Here is a 25,315-nt window from a genome sequence, read left to right as displayed (position 1 = left end):
ATCAAGAGTTGAACAGAAAATGCTGGATGTGGCTATTTAACCTGCTAGGATGGCACTTACAGGAAATTGACAAGGGGGTGCAGTATGCTCAATGAGGAGCTTGACGATACAGCGGTGTCTATTGATGAAGTTCAAGGAAGCGCGGCATCTAAAGCGGGTGGCAAAAAAGTCCAGCGCTCAAAGGTAAAGACGCCTGCGCCACGGCTGACTTCCGGTTCGGGCAAGACTCGGGCGGTCAAACCCAACAAGCGTTCAGAAGAAACCATCAATAGTATTCTGCAATCCACTGAAGAAGTGGTGCTCCAATCAGGGGCGGACAGGATATCCATTCTTGATGTGTGCAAATCAGCGGGCGTGTCACGGGGCACCTTCTATCGTTATTTCTCCTCCCAGGAAGATCTGCTGGATACCTTCTCGCGACATAAGCGAGATGACTTTCATCGGGTGCTGATGAATACCATCGGTACAGTTGAAGACCCTGAAGCACGACTCAATGCCTTGATCACATTTATCGACAATTACCTCGAACAAAGCCGAGCTCAGCGTCTGCTAACGGTGGCGCCCGAATATGCTCTCGGATTCTTCAGGCGAATATTCCACGATTCGATATTGCGTTTCCAGGATACGCTGGACATCGTGTTTGACGACTGGGATGAAAAGCTCGGGGTCAAGCTGGACCGGGAGCTGATTTGCGAAATGATCATTCGTTATGTTCTGAGTGAAATTCTGGTGCCGGAAAATTCCGGGCGGCGTTTGCTTCCTGCCCGTGTCAGGCGTCTCGTCGCTTCCCTTACCATCGGCTCCACTTCACGAACACGACGCTAACTCTGGGGAGGTACGTTTCCTCCCATGGTTAGGGTTCCCTCGAGCCACCCTCTCTGGCATTGATCCTGTTCGTTTTCCTGCATCCTTGAGCGCTGTTTCGCAGCGCCTCATTTCTTTTTTTCGGCTGTTAATCAGTCGCTATCATGAAAATCGTCCAATAAAAAATTAGCCTGAAATCCTTGGCCAAATGTGCATAACGGTGCAGGATATTAATAATATCTTTTATTTTTCAATTACATAGATGATATTTCCCAGCCTGGACGCCTGTCTGAAAGGTCGCTAGATTAGGCTTTTAATCGGCTTTATTCGATGAAAAATTTGAACAGTTTTGCGATATATGATCATTTTGTATTATGCTGCTGCATAGGGGCGCGGCTCGCTTTGGCTGCAAGCGCCTGGCTCTCTACTCAAATAGAACAAAACCGAGGTCTACATCATGCTTATCGATCTTCATGCTCATGCGCCACATCCCGAATACTATGACCAGCATCCCCACTGGGGCCCTGCCTTTGAATCGCAGCCCGATGGCGATATAAAACTACGTGTGGGTGAATGGATCCTGTCCCTGGGTGCGCCAGAGCGCAAGGTCGCTCTGCGTGAAGCCCACGCTCGCGGTGAAACGCTGCAGGTTGCTGAATACATGGCTAAATGGGCCGACCCCAAGCATCGCCTCGCGGGGATGGATGCGGCTGGTCAGAATGCTCAGGTCATATCCGTGCCAAGCCATTGCTACATGTACTGGGCTGAAGCTGAGTTCGGCGTTCCCTTTGCCCGCACGGTAAACGATTCGCTGGCTAAATATTGCTCCGGCGCACCGGATCGCCTGATGTTCTGGGCCCATGCACCGTTGAACGTGCCTGTCGAGGCAGCGAAAGAGATTCGCCGCGCGGTCACCGAGCTTGGCGCCAAAGGTCTGGTAGCTGGCGGTTCGAACTTTGGTGGCCTGGAGTTCGATTCGCCGGAAATGGATCCTGTCTGGGAAGCGCTGTGCGACCTGGATGTGCCTATGTTCGTGCATGGCTACAATCAGTCAATGACCTGGGGCAAAGAGGCCAATACTGATCGCTACGAAACCACCGCAATCCTCGGCATGAATTACGATGAAACCAAGTGTTTCTGGTACATGATCAACGGTGGTGTGTTTGATCGCTTCCCGAATCTGAAAGTCTATATCACTCATGGCGGTGGCTTCGTGCCTTACCAGCTTGGTCGCATGGCCCAGACCAACCCGAATCTTGACGTGTCCTACAATAAGAAGCCTTTCCTGGAATATCTGCGCAACTTCTACTTTGACGTTGAGCTGCATGAGGTACCGATGCGTCAGGCTATGGTCGAGGTGATCGGTGCTGATCGCGTTCTGTACGGCTCGAACTTTGGCGGCAGTGACGCGGTGCGCCACGATCTGACCTCCGACCTGAAGCTGTCCCAAGAAGATATGGACCGGATTCGCTGGAAGAACGCCTGCGAGCTGCTGCACCTTGATCCTGCCAAGATAGGTAAGGTGGGCGACCCCGCCAAGGCAGCCGGTAAGGTAGGTGCCTGATGAAACTGGCGCGCTGTTCTCTCAACGGCGGTAAGCCTTTCTGGGCGGTCGTGGATCTGGAGCACGATGAAGTCAACGCAATTCAGGGCGACTTTCAGGAGTGGGCTCCACGGGTCGCCGCTGGTGCGGGAATCAGCGCGCTGTCGCTCGCTTCCGCGCCGTTGGCACTGGTCGATGTTGTGCTCTTGCCGCCAATCGATCCGGTCAACCGGGTCGTGGTGGCGGGCGCCAATTACCTGAAGCATTTGCAGGATGACTTCGGCCTTGAGGCGCCGGCCCAGCCGGTGGCTTTCCTCAAGGCTTACGGCGCCTTGATCGGCGCCCACGATCCTATTCGTTTTCCTCCGCTTACTGAGGAGCTGGATCATGAGGTTGAGCTTGTCGCGGTGATCGGCAGCAGTCAGATCGATCTGCAGAATCCGCTCGCATGCGTGCTCGGTTATACCGTGGGCAATGATGTCAGCGCGCGTGATCTTCAGCGCAGTGGTCCCAAGGGCATTGGCATGGATCTGTTTGCTGCCAAGAGTCAAGATCGCACCACTGGCGTCGGGCCCTGGATCGTCACCAAGGACGAATTTCCCCAGGGATCACCCAAGCTGCGTCTGACGCTGGCGGTCAATGGCGAAGTTCGTCAGGACGGCACCACGGAGGATATGACCTGGGATGTAGGGCAGTTGATTGCTTTCGTCCAGGCCCGGTCGAGCTTTGCCTGCGGAGATATCCTGTTTACTGGCTCACCCGCAGGTGTGGGATTGGGGACAGGCCGCTTCCTTAATGCTGGAGATATTGTGGAGGCTTCGGTAGAGGGCATCGGCACCCTGCGCAACGTGGTCAGTGAAAAAAACGTTTAAAGAGGCTCTTCGAATGAGTGCTGATAAAAGTAACAAGGTTGTGGTTGTCGGTGCTGGCCTGATGGGCACCGGCATCGCTCACGCTTTCGCGAGCTCGGGCTTCGAGACCGTTTTGGTTGATACCAACGCCGAGTCACTCAAGCGAGCCTATAGTAGCATCGAGAAAATACTGGGCGATGGCATGCGCCTGGGTAAGGTCACCGCTGAAGCCGCGCAGGCCGCATTTGCCAGACTGTCGATCAATGGTGATCTGACGGAGGCCGCCGCCGGCGCCCACGTGCTGGTCGAAACCGTTTCCGAGCAGCTGGCGGTGAAAAAGGCAGTAGTTGCCCAGGCTGCGGCAGTAATGGCTCATAACGCGATCATTGCCAGCAACACCTCGGCATTGAGTGTGACCGAGATTGCTGCCTCGATTCCGGTGCCTGACCGTTTCATTGGTATGCATTTCTTCAACCCTGTGCACAAGATGAAACTGGTCGAACTGGTGCGCGGCCTGGCCACCAGCGATGAAACAGTGGCCAGAACCAAGGATCTTTGCGATGCCATCGGCAAGACCTCGATCACGGTGAACGAATCTCCCGGGCTGACTACCAGCCGCATGTCTGCGCTGCTGGGCAACGAGGCGATGTACATGCTTCAGGAAGGCACGGCTACCGCTGAGGATATCGATACGGCGCTGCGCATGGGTTTCAATCACCCGATGGGCCCGCTGGAGCTCGGCGATCTCACCGGCTGGGACACCCGCCTTTCCGTGCTGCGCTATCTGCATGAAACCCTCGGCGAGAAGTTCCGCCCGTGTCCGCTGATCATCAAGATGGTGGGAGCAGGGCGCCTCGGTCGCAAGACGGGCCACGGCGTATACAAATACGAAGACGGCAATCGGGTTCCGGCTTCCGGGCTCAAGGCTAGCGCGTTATGAATGACATCGTCATTGTGGAGGCAGTACGGACCCCAGTTGGTCGCTTTCGCGGCAGCCTGGCCGGGGTGCGGGCCGATCACCTTGGATCGCTGGTCATCAATGAACTGCTTCAGCGTACGGGCCTGTCCGCCGAGCAGATCGATGACGTGATCTTCGGTTGCGTGACGCAGATCGGTGAACAGTCGGCCAATATAGCGCGTACTGCGTTGCTAGGCGCTGGCTGGCCGGCTTCGGTGCCGGGCCTGACGCTGGATCGCAAATGTGGTTCCGGCGAGGCAGCGGTGCACGCGGCCATGGGCGCTATTGCTGCCGGTGCAGCGGATATCGTTGTGGCGGGCGGGGCGGAGAACATGAGCCGGGTGCCCATGGGCAGCAACCGAGACCTTCATGGGGAAGCCTTCGGTTGGAAGGCGACGGAGCACTACGAGCTGACGTCGCAGGGCGAAGCGGCAGAGCGCGTCGCTGAAAAGTGGCAGATCAGCCGCGAAGAACTGGATGCTTTCGCTCTGGAAAGCCATCGCCGTGCTGCGGCTGCCGTCGATGCGGGGCACTTCGATCGGGAGATCGTGCCGGTGCCGGTGGGCGAGTACTGCGAAAAGGGTTACGAGGGGTTCACCGGCCTGTTCGCCGCCGACGAAACCATTCGTCGCGATACATCCCTGGAAAAGCTGGCCACGCTGAAAACCAGCTTCCGTCCGGAAAACGGGCGGGTAACAGCTGGAAACTCGTCGCAGATTTCCGATGGCGCCGCTGCGCTGCTGTTGATGTCGGCCGAAACAGCCTCAAGACTGGGATTGAGGGCACGGGCACGGATCAAATCGATCACAACAGTGGGCGCTGACCCGACACTGATGCTGACAGGTCCGATTTCAGCTACTTACAAAATTCTGGCCAAGTCAGGCCTGCAGCTTGCGGACATCGACCTGTTCGAAATCAATGAGGCGTTTGCGTCGGTGCCGATTGCCTGGCTCAAGGAGACTGGTGCTCCGGCGGACCGCTTGAACGTGAATGGCGGTGCCGTAGCGCTGGGGCATCCGCTTGGTGCCAGCGGTGCGCGGATCATGACGACTATGTTGAGTGAGCTCGAACGTCGGAACGGTCGCTATGCCCTGCAAGCCATCTGCTGCGCCGGTGGCATGGGCACCGCGACCCTGATTGAGCGCCTTCCTTAACCTGACAGCGTCGATCAAGGTCGGTGCAGGGTGGTCTTGTATGTCTAGGATTACACCGGTTCCGCTTTCGGCTTTGCCCGAGAGCCTGGCGACTGCTCTGGATCGAGGCCTGGCTTCAGGAATGCTCAGTTCGAGCGTGCCTGTCCAGGTCTGGGCGCATCGCCCAGCGATAGCGCAAGTGTGGCTTTCGTTGCTCGAGCAGTTCCATACACAGAGTTTGCTGGGTGAGCGACTCAAAGAGCTGGTTCGCCTGAAGATCGCAAGCATTACTACCTGCAAAGCCTGTCAGTTGGCGAGAAAGTCGGATGAAGTGAGCGAAGACGATATCGCCTGCCTGGCAACAGACAGCGACCGCTTTTCTCCGCCCGAGCAGGCTGCCCTGCGCTACGCCGAGCTTTTTGCCGGTGACTATATGGAATTGGGTGACCAGCACTATGGCGCCTTGATGGAATTCTTCAGCCTGGCAGAAATCACCGAGCTCAACATGTATTGCGCGCTTATGCTGGCTGGCGGCCGCATGACTTATGTCCAGCAGGCTTATGAAACCTGATTATGAACACTTGGAATCGCGATAAGTTTCTACTGAACCGCATCGGTCAGCTAATGGTGCGCTTGACCCAGAACTGTACATGAGCAAGCCCCAAGGGCAGGCGCCTGCCGACGAGGGGTTGGCTAAGTTAAGAAGACGGTTATTGAGCAATAAACCCAAAAGGGTTCAAATTTCGCTCGTTCACGCATAAGCTGAGAAGCTATATCAGGAACAACAAAAGGATAGCGTCATGTCTGAACAAAACAAAAGTAACCTTGAGCAGGTGTTCGCCGATGTGGCGAGCAATTATCAGGGCAACGATATTGATTTGCATGCAGCCTATGCAGAGATGCGCAAAAACAGCCCGGTACTGGAAGGGAATTTCATGGAACGCCTGGGCGTCCCGTCGATAGCGGGTGTCGACCCTGATCGACCTTGTTTCACTCTGTTCAAATACGACGACGTTATGCGTGTCATGCGTGACGCTACCCAGTTTACCAGCGGGTTCATCGCAGAAGGACTGGGTGCTTTCTTTGATGGGTTGATTCTTACCGCAATGGACGGTGATCAGCACAAGAACATGCGTAATCTGTTGCAACCGGTATTCATGCCGGACACGGTCAATCGCTGGAAGGAAGATCGCATCGACAAGGTCATTCGTGAGGAATTTCTGGTTCCGATGGCGCCGCAGAAGGGCGCGGACCTGATGGATTTTGCCTTGTATTTCCCGATCCGCGTCATCTATTCATTGATTGGCTTTCCCAACGACCAGCCTGAAAAAATCAAGCAGTACGCTGCCTGGGCGCTGGCCATTCTCGCTGGTCCCCAGGTCGATCCGGCCAAGGCCCAGGCGGCGAAGAAAGCCGCCATGGAAGCGGTAGTCGCGCTCTATGATGCGATCAAGATAGTGGTCGCCGAGCGCCGCGCGGAAGGTGGGGATGGCGATGATTTGATTAGTCGTCTGATCAAGGCCGAGTATGAAGGCCGCTCGCTTGATGATCATGAAATCACCACGTTCGTGCGCTCGTTGCTGCCCGCAGCCGGTGAAACCACCACCCGGACATTCGGCACGCTGATGACGCTGCTGCTGGAGAATCCGGAACTTCTTGATCGCGTGCGCAACGACCGCAGCCTGGTGAATAAGGCGATTGACGAATCGATTCGTTTCGAGCCTGTTGCGACGTTCAAGGTGCGCCAGACGGCTGAGGAAACCGAAATTCGCGGGGTCAAGATCCCCAAGGGGGCGATGGTGTCGTGCATCGTCAGCTCAGCCAACCGGGACGAAGAATTCTTTGATAACGCCGATACCTTTGATATCGACCGTCGCCAGCGTCCGTCCTTCGGTTTCGGTTTCGGGCCGCACATGTGCATTGGACAGTTCGTCGCCAAGACTGAAATAAATTGCGCCGTCAACGCGGTGTTGGACATGTTGCCGAACATCCGTCTCGATCCTTCCAAACCGGCTCCGGAAATTACCGGCGCGCAGCTGCGAGGTCCGCACAAACTGCACGTCCTTTGGGACTGAATTAGTCGCACCACTATCAAGCAGGTCTTGCCGGATAATGGCCGCAGGCCTGCTTGTTTCCTTGCCTTCAGCGAGCCAGCGGGAAAAATCCAGGTTAGATCTTCCGCGATTATTCAAAAAAATATAAACACAAATCATAAATGTGTTTATATTCCTTCTGTTCTGAACTAATATCATAGAACAAACACAACCCGCGAACAGCGAAGGGGAATACACCATGAATCTTGAAGACCTCATTCTCGTCAGTGTGGACGACCATGCGATCGAGCCGCCGGACGCTTTCAAACACCACATGCCTGAAAAATTCAAAGGTCGCGAGCCTCACGTTGAAAAGCGTGGAGAGCGTGATGTATGGGTATTCGAAGAAGAGGCCACCGGCTACATGGGCCTCAACTCTGTAGTGGGCCGTCCGAAGGAAGAGTACGGGATGGAGCCGCTGGGCTACGACCAGATGCGTCGTGGGACCTGGGATGTGAAGGCGCGTGTCGATGACATGAACGCCAACGGCGTGCTGGGCTCGCTGTGCTTCCCGACCTTCCCTGGCTTTGCCGGCCAGCGCTTCCAGACCCATGCCAACCGGGAAATCGCGCTGGCGGCGATCCAGGCCTACAACGACTGGCACCTGTACGACTGGTGTAACGCCATGCCGGGTCGTTTTATCCCGTTGATGCTGGTGCCGTACTGGGACATGAAGGCTGCAGTCGCCGAGATCAAGCGTCTATCTGCCCAAGGTGTGCACGCGTTGTCATTTTCGGACAACCCGGCCCGCCTGGGCTATCCGTCTATTCACGACGAATACTGGGACCCAATGTGGAAGGCTTGCGCCGATAACAACGTAGTGATCTGTTGCCATATCGGTTCGGGCGGTAAGGCAGAACACGCTTCTGACATGTCGCCTATCGATGCCTGGATCACTACCATGCCGATTTCGATCGCCAACGCGGCGGCCGACTGGATCTGGGCTCCCATGTGGAAAAAGTTTCCGACCCTGCGCATGGCTCTTTCAGAAGGCAGCATCGGCTGGGTACCTTATCTCCTAGAGCGGGCTGACTTCACCCACCGTCATCACCACGCATGGACCAATGCTGATTTCGGCGGAAAAATGCCGAGTGACATCTTCTTCAAGCACTTCGTTACCTGCTTTATCGAAGACAACTTCGGATTGCAGAATCTCAAGTTCATGAACGAAGACATGGTTACCTGGGAAAGCGACTATCCGCATTCCGATTGCACCTGGCCGCATTCTCCGGAAACGACCTGGGCACATCTGAAAAACCTGACTGACACGCAGATCAACAAAGTGACGCATCTCAACGCCATGCGTGAGTTCTCCTACGATCCGATCTCGATCTTTGGTCGTGAGAACTGCACCGTCGGCGCATTGCGCGCTCAGGCGACGCATGTCAGTACCGAGCCGGCCCTGGGTCTTGGCGGTGCCGAAGTCACGCGTAAAGATGGCAAGCCCATCACCTCGGGCGACATCGCCGCGATGTTTGAAAGTGCAGACGCCAAAACGGCTATCTGACGCTTGACCTAACGCCTCGCCTCACCATCGGTTGCCGCCGGTGGTGAGGCGAGGGCCAACCAACAAACCTGCTTTCTGCATTGCTTCGAGCAGTTGAGGGTGTCTTGTTGATGAGTATTTCCCAATTTAACTACAGCACCATACCGTCAGAAGCCGAAGCACTACGTGCTGACGTCAGGGCTTTTATCGACCAGGCCCTGCAGGATTATCCTGCGGCCAAACGAGCTTATTCGTGGATGGGGTTCGACGCCGAGTTCAGTCGCCTGCTTGGGCAGAAGGGCTGGCTGGGTATGGCGCTACCGAAACGGTACGGCGGGGCAGAGGCATCGCCCTTTGCACGCTACGTGATCATTGAAGAGCTGCTCGCTGCGGGTGCTCCGGTATCGGCTCACTGGTTCGCCGATCGGCAGAGCGCGCCGCTGATCCTGCGGTTTGGCACCGAAGCTCAGAAAGAAAAATACCTGCCGCCGATCTGCCGCGGCGAAAGCTACTTCTGTATCGGGATGAGCGAACCTAATTCCGGCTCCGACCTGGCATCCATAAAATCGAACGCTCGGCGCGTCGACAATGGCTGGCTGGTCAATGGCCAGAAGGTCTGGACTACCAATGCCCAGCATTCTCATTACATGATTGCGTTGCTGCGCACCGGTGAGAAGGAAGAAAGTGGACGCCATGGCGGCATGTCGCAGTTCATCATCGATCTGAGTCTGCCCGGCGTCACCATTCGGCCAATCGCCGATCTGGCCGGCGGCGAGCATTTCAATGAAGTGTTTCTGGATAACGTACGCCTGGACGCAGACGCCCTGGTGGGTGAAGAGGGTAACGGCTGGGGGCAGGTCACTGCCGAGCTGGCCTTCGAGCGCAGCGGCCCGGAGCGTTTTCTCAGCAGCATCGCCTTGCTGCATACGGCGATCAAGGCTATCGGCCCTGATCCTGACGCGTTCCAGGCTCGGGAAATAGGCCGCATTACCGCCCGGTTGCTGACGCTGCGCAATATGTCGCTGGCGGTAACCAAGCAATTGAGCGACGGTGAGAACCCGGCATGGGCTGCCTCCTGCGTGAAAGATCTGGGCAATGTTTTCGAGCAAGAGCTCCCGGAAGTGCTGCAATTGCTGGTTGAGGAGCAGCCCCAGGTGGACGGTGGGTCGGATCATGCCCAGGTGCTTGCCTACCTGACTCAGATGGCGCCGTCTTTCTCATTGCGGGGGGGCACTCGCGAGATCCTTCGCGGGATCATTGCACGTGGATTGGGGCTCAGATAATGCGAAAACTTTTTGAATCGACAATAGAACGCTTGCTGGGCGACATCGCCACGCCCGAATACACCCGCGCGGCTGAGTCCGGTGCCTGGTCCGCGGATCTCTGGAGCGCCCTGGAAGATAACGGCATCCTGCTGGCAGGAGCGCCAGAAGCTGCCGGTGGCGCAGAGGCCAGTTGGTCCGAGCTGTTCGTTATCGCCCGTGCCGCAGGCCGGTTTGCGGCACCCGTTCCGCTGGTTGAAATGTTGCTAGGCAATTGGTTATTGGAGAAAGCCGGCATTGGTGCCCGCAGCGGTGTGTTGACGATCGCAACCGACTCAGCCTTGCACTGGAACGGTGACAGGATTTCCGGCGAACTGCGTCAGGTTCCATGGGGACGACACGCTGAGCTGGTGGTTGCGGTGGTAAGGGAGGGCGCCGAAAGCACTGTCGTCTTGCTGGAACCGGCTGCAGCGAAAAATATCGTACAGGGAACCAATATTGCCGGTGAACCTCGCGATACGCTCCAGTTCGCTGCGGCGAACGTTATGGCATCGGCATCTTTGCCCGCCGGGCTCTCCGGTTCGGTCTTGCTTACCGGTGGCGCCATGTTGCGCTCAGCCCAGATGGCTGGCGCGCTGACCGCATTGATGGAACTCACCTCCGGCTACGCGGCGGATCGCAAGCAGTTTGGGCGGCCCATTGCGGCATTCCAGGCGATCCAGCAGCAGTTGGCTGTACTGGCAGAGCAGACGGCGGCAGCGAACATCGCAGCCGAAGCCGCTTTCGTCGAATCCAATGACCACCTGGCTGCCTTTAGTATCGCTGCTGCCAAGATAAGCACCGCCGAGGCGGCGAGTCTCGGAGCGGGGATTGGTCACTCGGTGCATGGCGCGATTGGCTTTACTCAGGAGTACACGCTGCAGCTGCTTACCCGTCGCCTTTGGGCATGGCGGGGTGAATACGGATCGTCGACATTCTGGAGCAAGCTGCTCGGCGCGCATGTGTGCAAGGCCGGCGCCCAGAACTTCTGGCCTGCCATTACTCACGCGCAGCAGCAAGAGCTGATCGTCCCTACACAAGGATCACATCCATGAGCGAGTTTCTACAGATACAACGCAACGGCGGAGTAGCGGTGGTCAGGATGAATAGTCCTGACACACGCAACGCCCTGTCTGAACCGTCCCAGATGCAGGAGTTTGTTGATCTCTGCCGCGATCTGCGACGCGACCAAAATATCAGAGTCATGGTCCTGACCGGTAACGGCAAGGCCTTTTGTGCGGGCGGTAACATCAAAGACATGCAGAATCGCGAGGGCATTTTTGCCGGCTCGCCGTATGAACTGCGCGATACCTACCGCAACGGCATCCAGCAGATTCCGTTGGCGCTCTACGAACTGGATATTCCGATTATCGCTGCGGTGAACGGACCCGCTATTGGCGCAGGGCTCGATCTGGCGTGCATGTGTGATATCCGCATCGCGAGCGACAAGGCTCTGTTCGCCGAAAGCTTTGTGAAACTCGGGATTGTGCCGGGTGACGGCGGCGCCTGGTTGCTACCACGCATTATCGGCATTCCCAAAGCCAGCCTGATGGCTTTCACGGGGGACACCATCGATGCGGCGAAGGCGCTGGAGTGGGGCCTGGTTGAGCAGGTCTGCACCCCCGAGGCACTGGAGTCTGAAGCTTTGGCGCTGGCGGAGCGCATCGCGCGGAACCCCGGGCACGCTCTGCGCCTATGCAAGCGCCTGCTGCGCGAAGGACAGCACATGCGCCTGGATTCGCTGCTCGAGCTGTCGGCTGCTTACCAGTCACTGGCTCACCACACTGAAGATCACCGCGAAGCGGTCAGTGCGTTTGTAGAGAAACGCGAACCAAATTTCAAAGACAAATAATGAGTCTGCTCAAAGGGGACCATCATGATGCGTAGCGTATTCCGTGAAGACCACAACATGTTCAGGGAACAGGCCCGTCGCTTTGTCGAGCGCGAAATCGTTCCGAATCTGCATGAATGGGAAAAGGCCGGCATCGTTCCCAAGGAAGTATGGCTGAAAGCCGGCGAAATGGGCTTGCTGTGTTCAACCGTGCCTGAGGAATACGGCGGTGCGGGTGGGGATTTTGGGCACTCGGCGGTGATGATCGAAGAACTCGCACGCGCCAATGCCACAGCCGTGGGTTTCACCACCCATTCGGAAATCGTCGCACCTTATCTGATCGCCTACGGTTCTGAAGAGCAAAAGCACAAATGGCTGCCCAAAATGGTCAGTGGCGAGATGGTGGGCGTGATTGCGATGAGCGAGCCGGGAATCGGCAGCGACCTGCGCTCCATGCGCACCGTACTGCGCCAAGAAGGTGATGACTATGTAGTGTCTGGTCAGAAAACCTTTATCACCAATGGCGGTAACGCAGATCTGGTGGTGACGGCTACCAAGCTGGACCCTGCCGGCAAGGATCTTACGTTGGTGTGTGTGGAGGCTGACCGGGCCGGATTCTCCAAGGGCAGGTTGCTCGACAAGATCGGTCTGAAAGGCCAGGACACTGCCGAGCTGTTTTTCGACGACGTGCGTGTACCGGTGAGCAACCGGCTCGGCGAGGAAAACCGGGGATTCAAGTACCTCACCCATCAGCTTGCTTGGGAAAGATTGATCATCGCGTTGCGCGCGGCACAGTCGATTGAAACCTTGCTCGAAGAAACAATTACCTATACGCGTGAGCGTAAGGTCTTTGGCAACACCGTGTTTGATTTCCAGAATACCCGGTTCAAGCTGGCTGAGGTGAAAGCTCAGGCGACCATGTTGCGGGTATTCGTGGATGATTGTCTGGAAAAGGTCATGGCGGGCGAGCTGAGCGCCGATGTGGCGGCAATGGCGAAATTGCTCGGCTCGGAAATGCAGGGAAAAATGCTGGACGAGTTGCTCCAGCTTCACGGTGGCTACGGTTTCATGAGCGAGTACAAGATAGGACGCGCCTGGGTTGATGCTCGCGTTGCGCGGATCTACGGTGGAACGTCGGAGATCATGAAAGAGATTATCAGCAGGAATCTTTGACGAGGGTTGGGTAGTTCTGGCCTCGCCGCCTAAAACAACAAGTAGGAGATAGGCTATGTTATTGATCTGTCGAAATGTCGTTCTGGTTGCCGCTATGTTCCTGGTGGCCAATGTATTTGGCCAGGGCATCCCGGAAGATCGCTACGTCGAAGAGGCGGATCGCGCGAAGTCGCTTTTGCGCAAGGCTGTCGACTACTATCAAAAAAATGGCGACCGTGCTCTTGCTGCTTTCAGCCGCCAGGGCGCGTTTATCGAAGACCAGTTTTACGTTTATGTGATTGATACCCAGGGCATCATGCTCGCCAGCGGCGGGCCTTCGGCCAATCTCATTGGGCGGGATGTCAGCGGCGCATTGAATGATGACCTGAACAAGGGATTCAAGGCGGCGCTGGCGTTGCCGGAAAGCGATGAGATTCATCATGCCGATTACCGCTGGTTGAGCTGGCAGGACGGCAGGGAAGAGCGCAAGCGCGTGTTTTATCAGCGAGTGGACGACAAAATATTTTCGGTTGGCTATTACATACAGCGTTCAAGCATTGAGGAAGCCAAAACACTGCTGGATCATGTTTCCGATGCTGTCGCTGAAAACCCTCAGCAGGCGTTCGAGCGTATCAATGAGCTGGATGCCGCGTTCCTCAAGGACGACCTCTATGCCTTTGTCATTGATCGTGACACCCAGCGGTTCGTTGCCCACGGATACAATCTAAGACTGGTCAGCAGCGATTTTCGCAAGTTGCACTCGGCGGATGATCATCCGATCGGCCAACAGATTCTCGATGCTGCGGCAAAGAATGGCGTTGGCGACATTACCTACCTGTGGCCCAACCCCGTAACTCGCAAAAACGAGCAGAAGGTCACTTTGTTCAAAACCAGGGGAAATTACATCGTGGCGGTAGGGTACTACCTGGGCGGAGTAAGCGGTGATTGATATGCCCAGAGGTATCGGACCCGAGGCCAAACCGACGGTGCTCATCACTGGCGGCGCCCAACGGGTAGGCCTGCATTGTGCACGTCGCCTGGTAGAGGACGGCTTTCATGTCCTCGTCACTTGTCGCTGGCTTAGGCAGGATTGGCAGGAGGAGGAAGATATTGAGGTTATCGTGGCCGACTTTGCCAGCGCGCCAGGCATAACCCAATTTATCGAAACCCTGGCTGAAAAAGTGCTTGGTTTGCGTGCAATCGTTCACAATGCGTCTCTCTGGCTGGGCGATGACGGGTTAACGGCCGAGAGCTTCCAAAGCATGTACATGGTGCATATGCAGGCCCCTTATCTGATCAATATGGCCTGCGCGAACTGGTTCGGGCAAGGCCCTGCCGATATCATCCATATCACTGACCACGATGCGCTCGGCGGCAGCCCTGATCACGTGGCCTACCTTGCCACCAAGGCAGGCCTGGAAAACATGACACGCTCCTTCGCTGCGCGTTTTTCCCCTGCCATCAAAGTCAACAGCATTGCTCCCGCCTTGATCATGTTCAACGAAGATGACAGCCCGGCATTCAAGGAAAAAATCCTTTCCCGCTCTGCGCTTGGCATTGAGCCAGGCCCAGAGATTGTTTATCAGGCAATTCGTTACCTTATGGACAATCCTTATGTAACGGGTACTTGTCTGGACTTGAACGGCGGCGGCATGCTGAAATTTGCGTAAGAGAAAGTAATGATGAGTATTGAAAACCTGACACACAGCTATGAGTCGATACTGTTGAATCTTGGCGAAAACCCACAGCGTGGTGGTTTGCTGGGTACCCCGCTAAGAGCAGCAAAAGCCATGCAGTTTCTTTGCCGGGGCTATGATCAGTCCCTTGATGAAATAGTCAACAATGCGTTGTTCGACGCTGATAGTGACGAGATGGTCATCGTCAAGGATATCGAGCTTTATTCACTCTGTGAGCACCACATGTTGCCCTTTATAGGCAAAGCCCATGTAGCCTATATACCGACAGGTAAAGTAATAGGACTATCCAAGATCGCACGTATCGTCGATATGTTTGCCCGTCGATTGCAGATACAGGAAAACTTGACCCGTCAGATTGCCGAGGCCATACAAGAGGTGACCGATGCTGGTGGTGTCGCGGTAGTTATTGAAGCCAAACACATGTGTATGATGATGCGGGGAGTGGAGAAGCAGAACTCCAGCATGTATACCTCGGTGATGCTTGGTGCATTCCGTGAATCTGGTAATACACGCCAGGAGTTTCTGCAGCTGATCGGGCGTTAGGATCGTTTATTCGTATTCGCTCTCGGGGAATTTATTCATCGGTATCGGTAGACGTTGCGAGCTCGTGCCAGGTTTCAAGCTCTTGCTGTCTGATATCCAGTCTGCTGGCTGAGAGCTCGACGGCGTCGGAACCGACGACGAAGTGAGTCGGTGCCTGCGGGTGAAGCGCCAATTGCTCAATAGCACTGCCAAGCTTCGCTGGATCTCCTTGTTGAGCATGATTGTTTTTATCGGATGAGTCCCGTATTTTCCTAGAAAAATCGGCGTATTCCGAAATATCCGCGCTGCCAAAACGAGCAGAACTGGCATCGAGAAAGTCGGTACGGAAGGAGCCGGGCGATACCACGGTAACCTTGATGCCAAAACCTGCAACTTCCTGTGCCAGTGATTCTGAGAAACCCACTACCGCAAATTTTGAAGCGCAGTACACGCTAGCACCTGGCATTCCGACAAGCCCGGCAATCGAAGCAATGTTAAATATGTGCCCCTCAGTTCCTCCGCGCATTATTGGTAGTACTGCCCTGCACATGTTGAACATGCCAAATACATTAGTGGAGAATTGATTCTCTATATCGGTAGCGCTGTTGTTCTCAAAAGGACCCAGCTGACCGTAGCCAGCGTTATTAACCAGGATGTCGATTTTCCCAAAAGTGGCGACGGTGGATTGCACTACATTTCTGATCTGATCTTCTACGGCGACATTGAGGGCAAGGGTAACGACCTTTTGAGCATCATAGCCGCTGAACGCTTCAGCGATTTTCTCCAAGTTTCGTCCGGTTACTACTACATTGTCACCTGCTGCAATGGCGGCGTTAGCTATATGCCAGCCAAGACCTCTATTCGCGCCTGTTATGAGCCATGTACGCATTTATAGCTAACCTATTAATTGGTTGATTTGTGCTTTTATTGCACACAAGTAGTCAAAGGGTCAATGTTTGGAGTGGTAAAGGTATGTTTAGTAGAAACTTTGTCGATACCGATGGTCCTGAGTATGCATTGCATATCGAACCGATCATAGTAAAGCCGGATGCTCAAGAGCTTGGTTTCGCCCAGCTAGGCGGCGCGTCAACTTGCAAGGTGTTGTCAATTTTAGATGTGCCTCCGGATGAGCGTAACCGCTCCATAAACCCCACCTACAACCAACGTTCTGTTCGCGCCATGCTGACCTCCCGTATTCCCTCTGGAGGTTTTTCTCATGATGCGCCCAGGTGCCAAGGTTAAAAAAGTCTACCTGTACCCGAAGCCGGTGGACTTCAGAAAGTCCATCGGCGGGCTGTCAGCCCTGGTCGAGCTGGATATAAAGGCGGCGGTGTTCGACCCGGTGCTGTTTGTGTTTCTCAACCGGGCGCGCAACAGGGTGAAGATCCTGTATTGGGAGCGCAACGGTTTCTGTCTCTGGCTCAAGCGTCTGGAGGCTGAACGGTTCAAGGCGCCACCGGATATCCGGGACGATGCTATCGAGCTGACCGCAGAGGAGTTGAACTGGATGCTCGATGGTTTTGACCTGTGGCGCAACCGGCCACACAAGGTGTTGAGACCGCGCTATGTAGCCTGACGCTGGTATAATCCACGGCATGATTTCGCTCCCCGACATCCTGCCGAACGACCCGGATCAGCTCAAGCATTTGCTGATGCAGATGCAATCTCGCGTATCGCAGTTGCAGGAAGAAAACACGCTGCTGCGTCAGCGTCTATTCGGGCGCAAATCAGAGCAAAGTGCTGATCCGAGTTCTCCGCAGCTGGGCATGTTCAACGAAGCCGAAAGCCTGGCCAATGAAACACCCGCTGAAGATGACGAAGAAACAGTTGCTCCCGTATCGGTGAAGAAGCGTGGCAAGCGTAAGCCGCTACCAGCAGAACTGCCGCGCATTGAAGTGATACATGAGCTGCCCGAGCATGAACTGACCTGTGACTGCGGTTGCCGTAAGCAGGCCATCGGTGAAGAAACCAGCGAGCAGCTGGAAATCATCCCGATGCAGATCCGGGTGATCAAACACATCCGCAAGGTCTACGCCTGCAAGGGTTGCGAAACGGCACCGGTCACGGCTGACAAGCCCGCCCAGTTAATTGAAAAGAGCATGGCCAGTCCCAGCGTCCTGGCCATGTTGCTGACCACCAAGTATGTCGACGGGTTGCCACTGCACCGCTTCGAGAAAGTGCTGAGTCGCCACGGCATCGAACTGTCCAGGCAAACACTGGCTCGCTGGGTCATCCAATGCGGCGAGCACCTGCAACCGCTGGTTAACCTGCTGCGTGACCGGTTACTGGAAGGCCCACTGATCCACTGTGATGAAACTCGCCTGCAAGTACTGAAAGAACCGGATCGTGATCCGACCAGTCAATCCTGGATGTGGGTGCAGACGGGCGGGCCGCCCGATCATCCGGTTGTGCTGTTTGATTACACATCCAACCGTGCCCAGGATGTACCCTTGCGCTTGCTTGAAGGTTATCGGGGTTACCTGATGACCGATGACTATGCGGGCTACAACGCGGTGGCTGAACAGGACGGTATTGAGCGCCTGGGCTGCTGGGCGCATGCCCGACGCAAGTTCATCGAAGCACAAAAAGCGCAGCCCAAAGGTAAGACCGGGCGCGCCGATATGGCGCTGAGCCTGATCAACAAGCTGTACGGCATCGAGCGTGAAGGCAAGGATGTAAACGCCGGGCAGCGCCTGCTGCTGCGCCAGCAGAAAGGTGAACCGGTACTGACTCAGCTCAAAGCCTGGCTGGACAAGACGCATGGCCAGGTAACGCCGCAAAGTGCACTGGGTAAAGCAGTCGGCTATCTGGCCAGCAACTGGAGCAAACTGATCCGCTACACCGAGGCTGGGCACCTACCGATCGACAATAACCCTGCCGAGCGCGCCATCCGCCCATTCGTCATCGGTCGTAAAAACTGGCTGTTCAGCGATACGCCGAAGGGTGCTCACGCCAGCGCCCTGATCTACAGTCTGGTCGAAACCGCCAAGGCCAATGGACAGGAGCCCTATGCTTGGCTGCGGTATGTGTTGGAACGGCTGCCGCTGGCCAGTAACGCCGAAGAACTGGAAGCGCTGCTGCCTTGGAACTGCGGGCAGGTCGCTATTTACTGATCCCGTTGCAAGGCGGGGTTTATGGAGCGCTTACGGATGAGCGCGTGCTTACTGTCACCTCAATGGGCCACTGCGATAACGAGGTTGAGAAAGTTCTTCCGCTACGGTTCGCGAAGCATTACTACAGCAGCCACAAGTCCACAGTCGACAACCCTCACCTCTCGCAAGGGTGCTGCATAGCTACAGGTACGGCTTTGCTTATTCAGGTAGTCAAGTAGCCAGCAGCCAACTAGCGAGGACGCTGATCTCGACAAGCTTTGGAGCGATGCGCCTGTCCATTTGCTCCGAGTGGTTGGCAATTAGCGAAACGGGGATGCCCAGCTCGCATGACAGTATTCGATCTTAGGTCAAACGACATTGGGCTGTAATCGCTTTGACTGCTTGCTCGAGAGGTGCAATGCATCGACTGGAACAGAGATATGGCTCGGGAGGCAGTACTCAAAATCCAACTGATCTGAAAATGCAGAAAATCTGGTGGGCACGGTTTGGGCACATTCTGGGCACAGGGCTTTTTCAGCTGATTTTTATTAGCCGAGGGCAGGTGTCATTAGGACTGTTCTGATAGGAACGAAAAAATGAGTACTTTTTTCTGTGACCACAGATTCGGGCACAAGAAAATGGACTGCTGCGAGATTAAATTCTTGATTCTAAAGGAATATGGCGCACCCGACTGGATTCGAACCAGTGACCCCTGCCTTCGGAGGGCAGTACTCTATCCAGCTGAGCTACGGGTGCGTAAGGGCCGCCATGATACGCATAGATACACCGTTCGTCCATGGTTTCGGTGCAATGTTCGGCGTGTTGCCGGTTTGGTCCGGGGTGCGGCGGCTTGTCGCTGGGTGATGTTGCTGTTTTGCGGCATAAGGGTTTACCGGTATACTCGCGCTCATTGTCCGGGCACCGTACTTGGGCTCATACCTATAGCCATGATGAGGATGTATAAGTGACGATTGTGAAAAAATTACTGGTTGCTTCTGCCGCCGCGCTTGCCCTTGTTGCCGGCAACTCTTTTGCGGCTACCGACGAGGCCATTGCCGAGCGCGTGAAGCCTTACGGTACCGTCTGTGTAGCGGGTGATCCATGCGCTGAGGCTGTAGCCGCAGCACCGGCTGCTGCTGGTGGTGAGGCTGCCGGCGGCGGCTCCCAGGGTGAGGCTTTGTTTACATCCAAGACCTGCGTCGCTTGCCATAGTGTCGATAACAAGGTGGTAGGCCCGGCGTTCAAGGAAGTGGCTGCCAAGTACGCGGGTGATGCGGACCACATTATTGCCAGCATCAAGAATGGTTCTCAGGGTAACTGGGGCCCAATTCCGATGCCGCCGAACGCGGTTAGTGATGAAGAAGCCGCTGCTCTGGCTGAGTGGATTCTGTCCCTCAACTGAGTTGAGTCAGGCTGTAAGAAAAACCACCCGCTGCGGTGGTTTTTCTGTTTCTAACGCCCGAGCATACTGCGGATGTCTGACAGGGCGCTGTTGCCGCGGGCCTGCTTCTGTTCCACGGGGACGTCTTCGGTGCCTTCCCACTCCAGGTCTTCGCTGGGCAGTTCATCCAGAAAGCGGCTGGGCAGGCAGTCGATGATCTCACCGAACTGGCGGCGGCGGGCGGCGAAGGTGAAGGTCAGGTTGCGCTTGGCGCGGGTGATGGCGACGTAGGCCAGGCGGCGCTCTTCGTCGACGCTGTCGGCTTCGATGCTTGATCGGTGCGGCAGGATCTCTTCTTCCATGCCGAGTACGTACACATGCGGGTACTCCAAGCCCTTGGAGGCGTGTATGGTCATCAATTGCACGCGGTCGGCGTCTTCTTCCTCTTCCTGACGCTCAAGCATGTCACGCAGTACCAGTTTGGCGATGGCGTCTTCGAAGGTGGTTTTCCCGGTTTCGTCGCGGTCCATGGTGTTCTTCAACGAGTCCATCAGGAACCAGACGTTGCCCATGCGCTTGGCGGCGATCTCGTCGCTGGAGCAGTTCTGGCGCAGCCAGTTCTCATAGTCCAGATCCATGACCATGCTGCGCAGGGCGGCAATGGGTTCATTCTGCGCGCATTGTTTTCGCACGTTTTCCAGCCAGTGGCCGAAACGCTGCAGGCGCTCGCAGTAGCGTGGTTCCATGTGCTCGGCCAGGCCCATCTCGGTGCAGGCAGAAAACAAGCTGACATCGCGCTGTTTTGCGTAAGTGCTGAGTTTTTCCAGGGTGGCTGGGCCGATTTCACGGCGTGGTACGTTGATCACCCGCAGCAGGGCGTTGTCGTCGTCCGGGTTGACCAGCAAGCGGAAGTAGGACATCAGGTCCTTGACCTCTTGGCGACCGAAGAAACTGGTGCCGCCAGACAGGTGATAAGGAATCTGATGGTGCTGCAGCTTGAGTTCGATCAGTCGTGACTGGTGGTTGCCACGGTATAGGATGGCGATGTCCTTCCAGGGAATCCGGTGTTTCAGGTGCAGGTTCTGAATGTCGGTGGCGACGCGCTCGGCCTCGGCATCTTCGTTGCGACAGCGGATGACGCGGATCGGGTCGCCATAACCCAGCTCGCTCCACAGCTGTTTCTCGAATACGTGCGGGTTGTTGGCGATCAGGGTATTGGCAGCTTTCAGAATGCGACTGGTGGACCTGTAATTCTGCTCCAGCATGACGACCTTCAATGCCGGAAAGTCCTCTTTGAGCTGCGCAAGGTTCTCGGGGCGAGCGCCGCGCCAGGCATAGATCGACTGATCGTCGTCGCCGACCACGGTGAAGCGTGCCTGATTGCCGACCAGCATTTTCACCAGCAGATACTGGCTGGCGTTGGTGTCCTGATACTCGTCGACCAGCATGTAGCGAATGCGAAACTGCCACTTTTCCAGTACATCAGGGTGGTTCTGAAACAGCAGAACCGGGATCAGAATCAGATCGTCAAAATCGACCGCGTTGTAGGCCTTCAGGGTACGGTTGTAGTGCGTGTAGACGCTGGCGGCGGTTTGCTGCTGCGGCGTTTTGGCTGCAGCAAGTGCTTCTTCCGGGGTGATAAGATCGTTCTTCCAGGAGGAGATCTGTGACTGGATGCCTTCGACCCCGTCATCGCCGCCGTAATCCTTGTGCATCAGCTCGTTGATCAGCGCCTGGGCATCGTTCTGATCGAAGATGGAAAATCCCGGCTTGTAGCCCAGTCGCTGATGTTCCTTGCGGATGATGTTCAGACCCAGGTTGTGGAAGGTGGAAACGGTCAGGCCACGGCCTTCCGCGCCGCGCAACAGGGAGCCGACGCGCTCCTTCATCTCCCGGGCAGCCTTGTTGGTAAAGGTGACCGCGACGATATTCTGCGCGCGTAAGCCGCATTCCTTGATCAGGTAGGCGATCTTGCGGGTGATTACGCTGGTCTTGCCGCTTCCGGCGCCGGCCAGCACAAGCATGGGACCACCGATGTAGTGGACTGCTTCCTGTTGACGGGGATTGAGTTGCGACACATTGACCTCACGTAAGGTTGGGTGCGCGATTCTAGCATAGGGTATGCTGCCAGCTCGGCGGGAAAAGCTCGACATCATGATGGCCAAAAGCTACGCTGGGGCGCGGTGCGATTTGATACCTATTTGAGGCGAGGGGGTGTTTTGTTCGCGGATAGTTCTTTGCAACGGATTGTAGTGCTGGACGACAGGGAAGCCGCTGAACAGCTGGCCCGTCGTCTGGTGTCCGCTGGGGCATCCGAGATCATAGTCGCGCAGGATTGGGACCATGCTTGCGACCTGCTGGCGCCCGAGTTGATGTGCGTGTTGTTGGTGCGTGAGAATTTTCTGGCGGTGCCCGAGCAATGGGATGCACCCGTGGTGCTTCTTGCGCCGACCACCCATGCCTTGCCGCTGGGTATTGTCGACAGTATCCACGATCAGGTCAGCACCAGTGAGCTGCTTCGCTGCCTGCGCTATGCCAGCGAACGTCACCAACTGCAGTCTGCGCTGGCCCGTGCGGCCAGCGACGACCCGCTGACCGGTTGCTGCAATCGCCAGGTGTTGCAGGATCGCCTCAAGCAAGGCATGCACCGGGCGGTCCGCGCCAATCAACCGCTCGCAGTGTTATCCCTTGACCTGGATAACTTCAGTCATGTGAACGACAGTCTCGGCCATGTTGCCGGGGATGAGATCATTCGTCAGGTCGCTGACCGGCTGCGGTTGATTTTGCGTACTACCGATACGGTCGGGCGCATGGGCAGTGATGAATTTACCGTCATCGCCGAAGACTACGCCACCACCGGCAATCTTATGCATGTCGTGAAGAAGGTGGTCGATGGCCTGGCTGAGCCGTTCAAGGTCGGTGGGGAAAGCCTGCTGCTGGGGTGCAGTATCGGCATTGCTACCTTTCCGGAGGCCGGGCACACGGTCGATGGCCTGTTATTGCATGCCGGTCTCGCCATGCAGCAGGCCAAGTCGCAACGCGGCTGCAGTTTTCATTTCTACGATGAGCGCATCAATCTGCAGGCCACCAGCCAGATCGAATTCGAGGCACAGCTGCGTCGAGCGCTGCGTAATAACGAGCTGGAATTGCATTATCAACCCCGTGTGGAGCTGAGCAGCGGCAAGATCGTGGGTGTGGAGGGCCTGATTCGCTGGCGCCACCCTCAGCGTGGTTTGTTGGGGCCGAATGAATTTATCCCGCTGGCCGAGGAAAACGGATTGATCGTGCCGATGGGCTACTGGGTCATCGCCCGTGCCTGTCATGACCTGAGTGTGCTGCAGCGCCGGGGTATTGAGCTGCATGTCGCGGTCAACATGTCATTCCGGCAGTTTCTCGACAGCCGTTTGCTGGCGACCATTCAGCGCCTGATAGAAAAAACCGGCATTGATCCGAAGATGCTCGAGTTCGAACTGACCGAAACGGCCATCATGCAACGCCCCGATCAGGTAGCGCTGGCCATGACCGTGATGACCGGACTTGGCGTGCGGTTTTCCCTGGATGACTTCGGTACCGGTTTTTCCTCTTTCGTGCACCTGCACAGGCTACCTATCAATCTGCTCAAGCTCGACAGGAGCTTTGTAAAAGGCATTGCTGATCAACCAGCGGACCGGCAGCTGGTGATGGCCATGATCGAAATGGGGCACAGTCTGGGGTTGGAGGTGGTCGCCGAAGGCGTTGAGTTACGTACCCAGATGGATATTCTCCGCGGGTTGGGCTGCGACCAGATTCAGGGGTTCTTCATCAGCCCGGCGCTGCCCTTCGAGGAGCTGTGTTACTTCGCCGAGGCCTACGGCACGGGGCGCAGTGACGTTCTCAGCCGGATCGCCAAGCCCGCCACCTGCGAGTGAGCTTCTGCGATAGATCTTCCTAGGGCAACCCAGCCTCCGGTTGACGGTCCAGCTGCCGATACTGCAGGGCTTCAGCCAGATGTGGCCGATCGATTTCAGCCGCCTGCTCCAGATCAGCCAGCGTCCGCGCCACCTTCATGGCACGATGGCTGGCTCGTCGTGATAACCCCAACCGTTCTACCGCCTGTTCCAGCCAAGCTGCGTCGGCCGGTTGCAGCGCGCAATGTTGTCGTACACCTGCCAGGTCCAGATGCGCATTCAGGCAGCCCTGGCGTTTCAGCTGCTGGTCCCGCGCTGCGGCTACCCAGGCGGCAGCTTCGGTACTGTCGGGTTTGCCGTAGGCCTCACCGGAGAGGCTGAACGCTTCGTTGTGCATAGCGAGGTGCAGGTCGATACGGTCGAGCAGAGGACCGGAGAGTTTGCTGCGGTAACGCTCCACCTGTTCCGCTGAGCAGCGGCAGCGGCCCGAAGGATCGCCCTGATAGCCGCAGGGGCAGGGGTTCATGGCGGCGATCAGCTGAAAGCGCGCCGGAAAGGTCAGTTGCTCGCGGGCGCGGGCAATATGGATCTCGCCAGACTCCATGGGCTCGCGGAGCATTTCCAGTACCTTGCGATCGAATTCCGGCAATTCATCGAGAAATAACACCCCATGGTGGGCCTGACTTATCTCGCCGGGACGCGGTTGACTGCCGCCGCCGACCAGCGCCGCTGCCGATGCACCATGATGAGGCGCGCGAAATGGCCGGGTTGGCCATTGCTGCAGCATGTCACGACCGCACACCGACTGAATTGCTGCCACCTCCAGCGCTTCGTCTTCTTCCAGCGCCGGTAAGATGCCGGGCAGGCGGCTGGCGAGCAGTGTTTTGCCGGTGCCCGGTGGGCCAAACAACAACAGGTTATGCGAGCCGGCTGCGGCAACGATCAATGCACGCTTGGCCTGGGCCTGGCCTTCCACATCGCGAAGGTCAGGCAGACTGCCGATAGCGGCTGGGCTGGCGTTGCACTCCACGGGCGCCAATGGCTGCTCACCGCGCAGATGTTCGCACAGCTCCAGCAAATGGTCGGCGGCGATGATGGTTACACCGCGTACCAGTGCGGCTTCCGCTGCGTTGGCGCGGGGCAGCAGCAGGGTGCGTTGGTTGTCCCGGCAGGCCAGTGCAGCTGGTAAAGCGCCCTGCACCGGTCGCAGTTCACCCGACAGAGCCAGTTCGCCCAGTACTTCACAATGCTCCAGGCTGGCGGCGGGAATCTGTCCGCTGGCAACCAGCAGGCCAAGGGCGATGGCCAGATCGAAGCGGCCGCCTTCCTTGGGCAGGTCAGCGGGGGCCAGATTGATGGTGATGCGCTTGAGGCTGGGAAACTCCAGGCGGGCATTCTGCAGAGCGCTGCGCACTCGGTCCTTGCTTTCCCGCACGGCGGTTTCGGGTAGGCCCACCAGTGCCAGGCCCGGCATACCGTTGGCCAGATGCACTTCAACAGTGACAGGCGGTGCCTGAACACCCAGTTTGGCGCGGCTGTGAACAATCGCCAGAGACATTGATCACTCCTTGATCGCCTCTCAGA

23 protein-coding genes and 1 tRNA gene are annotated in these 25,315 nt (G+C 56.6%); 20 read left to right on the top strand and 4 right to left on the bottom strand.

Features of this window, described 5'->3' with window-relative positions; translation table 11 throughout:
• Positions 1-84 precede the first annotated feature (84 nt).
• From BLU11_RS15155 to folE, 15 genes are all read left to right on the top strand, one after another.
• A complete protein-coding gene (locus BLU11_RS15155; protein WP_090274797.1) occupies positions 85-825 on the top strand; it encodes a TetR/AcrR family transcriptional regulator in 741 nt (246 codons plus the stop codon).
• Between the two features lie 436 nt (positions 826-1,261).
• On the top strand, positions 1,262-2,368 hold the full coding sequence (locus BLU11_RS15150) for an amidohydrolase family protein (protein WP_090274795.1): 1,107 nt from the start codon (positions 1,262-1,264) through the stop codon (positions 2,366-2,368).
• On the top strand, positions 2,368-3,219 hold the full coding sequence (locus tag BLU11_RS15145; RefSeq protein WP_090274793.1) for a fumarylacetoacetate hydrolase family protein: 852 nt from the start codon (positions 2,368-2,370) through the stop codon (positions 3,217-3,219). Before BLU11_RS15150 ends, BLU11_RS15145 begins: the two co-directional genes overlap by 1 nt.
• Before the next feature lie 13 nt (positions 3,220-3,232).
• The gene (locus tag BLU11_RS15140) at positions 3,233-4,138 is read left to right on the top strand and encodes a 3-hydroxyacyl-CoA dehydrogenase (protein WP_090274791.1); all 906 of its coding nucleotides are present in this window, start codon (positions 3,233-3,235) and stop codon (positions 4,136-4,138) included.
• Positions 4,135-5,310 (top strand): thiolase family protein, encoded by a 1,176-nt coding sequence (locus tag BLU11_RS15135; RefSeq protein WP_090274789.1) that lies wholly within the window; start codon positions 4,135-4,137, stop codon positions 5,308-5,310. Before BLU11_RS15140 ends, BLU11_RS15135 begins: the two co-directional genes overlap by 4 nt.
• 40 nt (positions 5,311-5,350) lie before the next feature.
• Positions 5,351-5,860, top strand: coding sequence for a carboxymuconolactone decarboxylase family protein (locus tag BLU11_RS15130; protein ID WP_090274787.1), 510 nt, complete (start codon positions 5,351-5,353; stop codon positions 5,858-5,860).
• Between the two features lie 229 nt (positions 5,861-6,089).
• Positions 6,090-7,364, top strand: a complete 1,275-nt coding sequence (locus tag BLU11_RS15125; protein ID WP_090274785.1) for a cytochrome P450 — start codon at positions 6,090-6,092, stop codon at positions 7,362-7,364.
• A 217-nt stretch (positions 7,365-7,581) separates the two neighbouring features.
• On the top strand, positions 7,582-8,889 hold the full coding sequence (locus tag BLU11_RS15120) for an amidohydrolase family protein (protein ID WP_090274782.1): 1,308 nt from the start codon (positions 7,582-7,584) through the stop codon (positions 8,887-8,889).
• A 110-nt stretch (positions 8,890-8,999) separates the two neighbouring features.
• Positions 9,000-10,151: an acyl-CoA dehydrogenase family protein gene (locus tag BLU11_RS15115; protein WP_090274780.1), complete on the top strand. Its 1,152-nt coding sequence runs from the start codon at positions 9,000-9,002 to the stop codon at positions 10,149-10,151.
• Positions 10,151-11,224 (top strand): acyl-CoA dehydrogenase family protein, encoded by a 1,074-nt coding sequence (locus tag BLU11_RS15110; RefSeq protein WP_090274778.1) that lies wholly within the window; start codon positions 10,151-10,153, stop codon positions 11,222-11,224. Before BLU11_RS15115 ends, BLU11_RS15110 begins: the two co-directional genes overlap by 1 nt.
• Positions 11,221-12,021: a crotonase/enoyl-CoA hydratase family protein gene (locus tag BLU11_RS15105; protein ID WP_090274776.1), complete on the top strand. Its 801-nt coding sequence runs from the start codon at positions 11,221-11,223 to the stop codon at positions 12,019-12,021. Before BLU11_RS15110 ends, BLU11_RS15105 begins: the two co-directional genes overlap by 4 nt.
• Before the next feature lie 27 nt (positions 12,022-12,048).
• On the top strand, positions 12,049-13,173 hold the full coding sequence (locus BLU11_RS15100; protein ID WP_090276558.1) for an acyl-CoA dehydrogenase family protein: 1,125 nt from the start codon (positions 12,049-12,051) through the stop codon (positions 13,171-13,173).
• Between the two features lie 55 nt (positions 13,174-13,228).
• A complete protein-coding gene (locus BLU11_RS15095; RefSeq protein WP_090274774.1) occupies positions 13,229-14,101 on the top strand; it encodes a cache domain-containing protein in 873 nt (290 codons plus the stop codon).
• Position 14,102: 1 nt separating this feature from the next.
• Entirely contained in the window at positions 14,103-14,822 is a 720-nt protein-coding gene (gene folM / locus BLU11_RS15090) for a dihydromonapterin reductase (protein ID WP_090276556.1), read from the top strand.
• Positions 14,823-14,834: 12 nt separating this feature from the next.
• Positions 14,835-15,392: a GTP cyclohydrolase I FolE gene (folE, locus tag BLU11_RS15085; RefSeq protein ID WP_090276554.1), complete on the top strand. Its 558-nt coding sequence runs from the start codon at positions 14,835-14,837 to the stop codon at positions 15,390-15,392.
• Between the two features lie 31 nt (positions 15,393-15,423).
• Here folE and BLU11_RS15080 read toward each other — a convergent pair whose 3' ends face one another.
• Positions 15,424-16,260, bottom strand: a complete 837-nt coding sequence (locus tag BLU11_RS15080; protein ID WP_090274772.1) for an SDR family NAD(P)-dependent oxidoreductase — start codon at positions 16,258-16,260, stop codon at positions 15,424-15,426.
• An 83-nt stretch (positions 16,261-16,343) separates the two neighbouring features.
• Between BLU11_RS15080 and BLU11_RS19415 the strand changes: the two genes are divergently transcribed.
• The 3 genes from BLU11_RS19415 to tnpC are packed head-to-tail and all read left to right on the top strand — an operon-like array spanning position 16,344 to position 18,484.
• Complete coding sequence (locus BLU11_RS19415) at positions 16,344-16,613, top strand: hypothetical protein (protein ID WP_172828695.1); 270 nt, start codon at positions 16,344-16,346, stop codon at positions 16,611-16,613.
• The gene (gene tnpB / locus BLU11_RS15075; protein ID WP_226944610.1) at positions 16,588-16,947 is read left to right on the top strand and encodes an IS66 family insertion sequence element accessory protein TnpB; all 360 of its coding nucleotides are present in this window, start codon (positions 16,588-16,590) and stop codon (positions 16,945-16,947) included. The genes BLU11_RS19415 and tnpB overlap by 26 nt, the downstream gene beginning before the upstream one ends.
• A gap of 19 nt (positions 16,948-16,966) precedes the next feature.
• Positions 16,967-18,484: an IS66 family transposase gene (gene tnpC, locus BLU11_RS15070; protein WP_090271536.1), complete on the top strand. Its 1,518-nt coding sequence runs from the start codon at positions 16,967-16,969 to the stop codon at positions 18,482-18,484.
• A 658-nt stretch (positions 18,485-19,142) separates the two neighbouring features.
• Here tnpC and BLU11_RS15060 read toward each other — a convergent pair.
• A tRNA-Arg gene (locus tag BLU11_RS15060) sits at positions 19,143-19,219 on the bottom strand.
• A 307-nt stretch (positions 19,220-19,526) separates the two neighbouring features.
• Here BLU11_RS15060 and BLU11_RS15055 point away from each other — a divergent pair.
• Positions 19,527-19,865, top strand: coding sequence for a c-type cytochrome (locus BLU11_RS15055; protein WP_090276552.1), 339 nt, complete (start codon positions 19,527-19,529; stop codon positions 19,863-19,865).
• A 50-nt stretch (positions 19,866-19,915) separates the two neighbouring features.
• Here the strand turns inward: BLU11_RS15055 and rep are convergent, their stop codons facing one another.
• Complete coding sequence (rep, locus tag BLU11_RS15050; protein WP_090274768.1) at positions 19,916-21,922, bottom strand: DNA helicase Rep; 2,007 nt, start codon at positions 21,920-21,922, stop codon at positions 19,916-19,918.
• Between the two features lie 159 nt (positions 21,923-22,081).
• On the opposite strand from rep, the gene BLU11_RS15045 reads away from it, so the two are divergent.
• Complete coding sequence (locus BLU11_RS15045) at positions 22,082-23,752, top strand: putative bifunctional diguanylate cyclase/phosphodiesterase (RefSeq protein WP_231702214.1); 1,671 nt, start codon at positions 22,082-22,084, stop codon at positions 23,750-23,752.
• Positions 23,753-23,771: 19 nt separating this feature from the next.
• Here BLU11_RS15045 and BLU11_RS15040 read toward each other — a convergent pair whose 3' ends face one another.
• Entirely contained in the window at positions 23,772-25,289 is a 1,518-nt protein-coding gene (locus tag BLU11_RS15040) for a YifB family Mg chelatase-like AAA ATPase (RefSeq protein ID WP_090274765.1), read from the bottom strand.
• Positions 25,290-25,315: the final 26 nt, after the last annotated feature.

This window comes from Halopseudomonas litoralis (assembly GCF_900105005.1).
GTDB classification, from domain to species: Bacteria; Pseudomonadota; Gammaproteobacteria; order Pseudomonadales; family Pseudomonadaceae; genus Halopseudomonas; species Halopseudomonas litoralis.
Note: the sequence above shows the minus strand (reverse complement) of the source record. Positions and strands in the feature narration are given on the sequence as shown.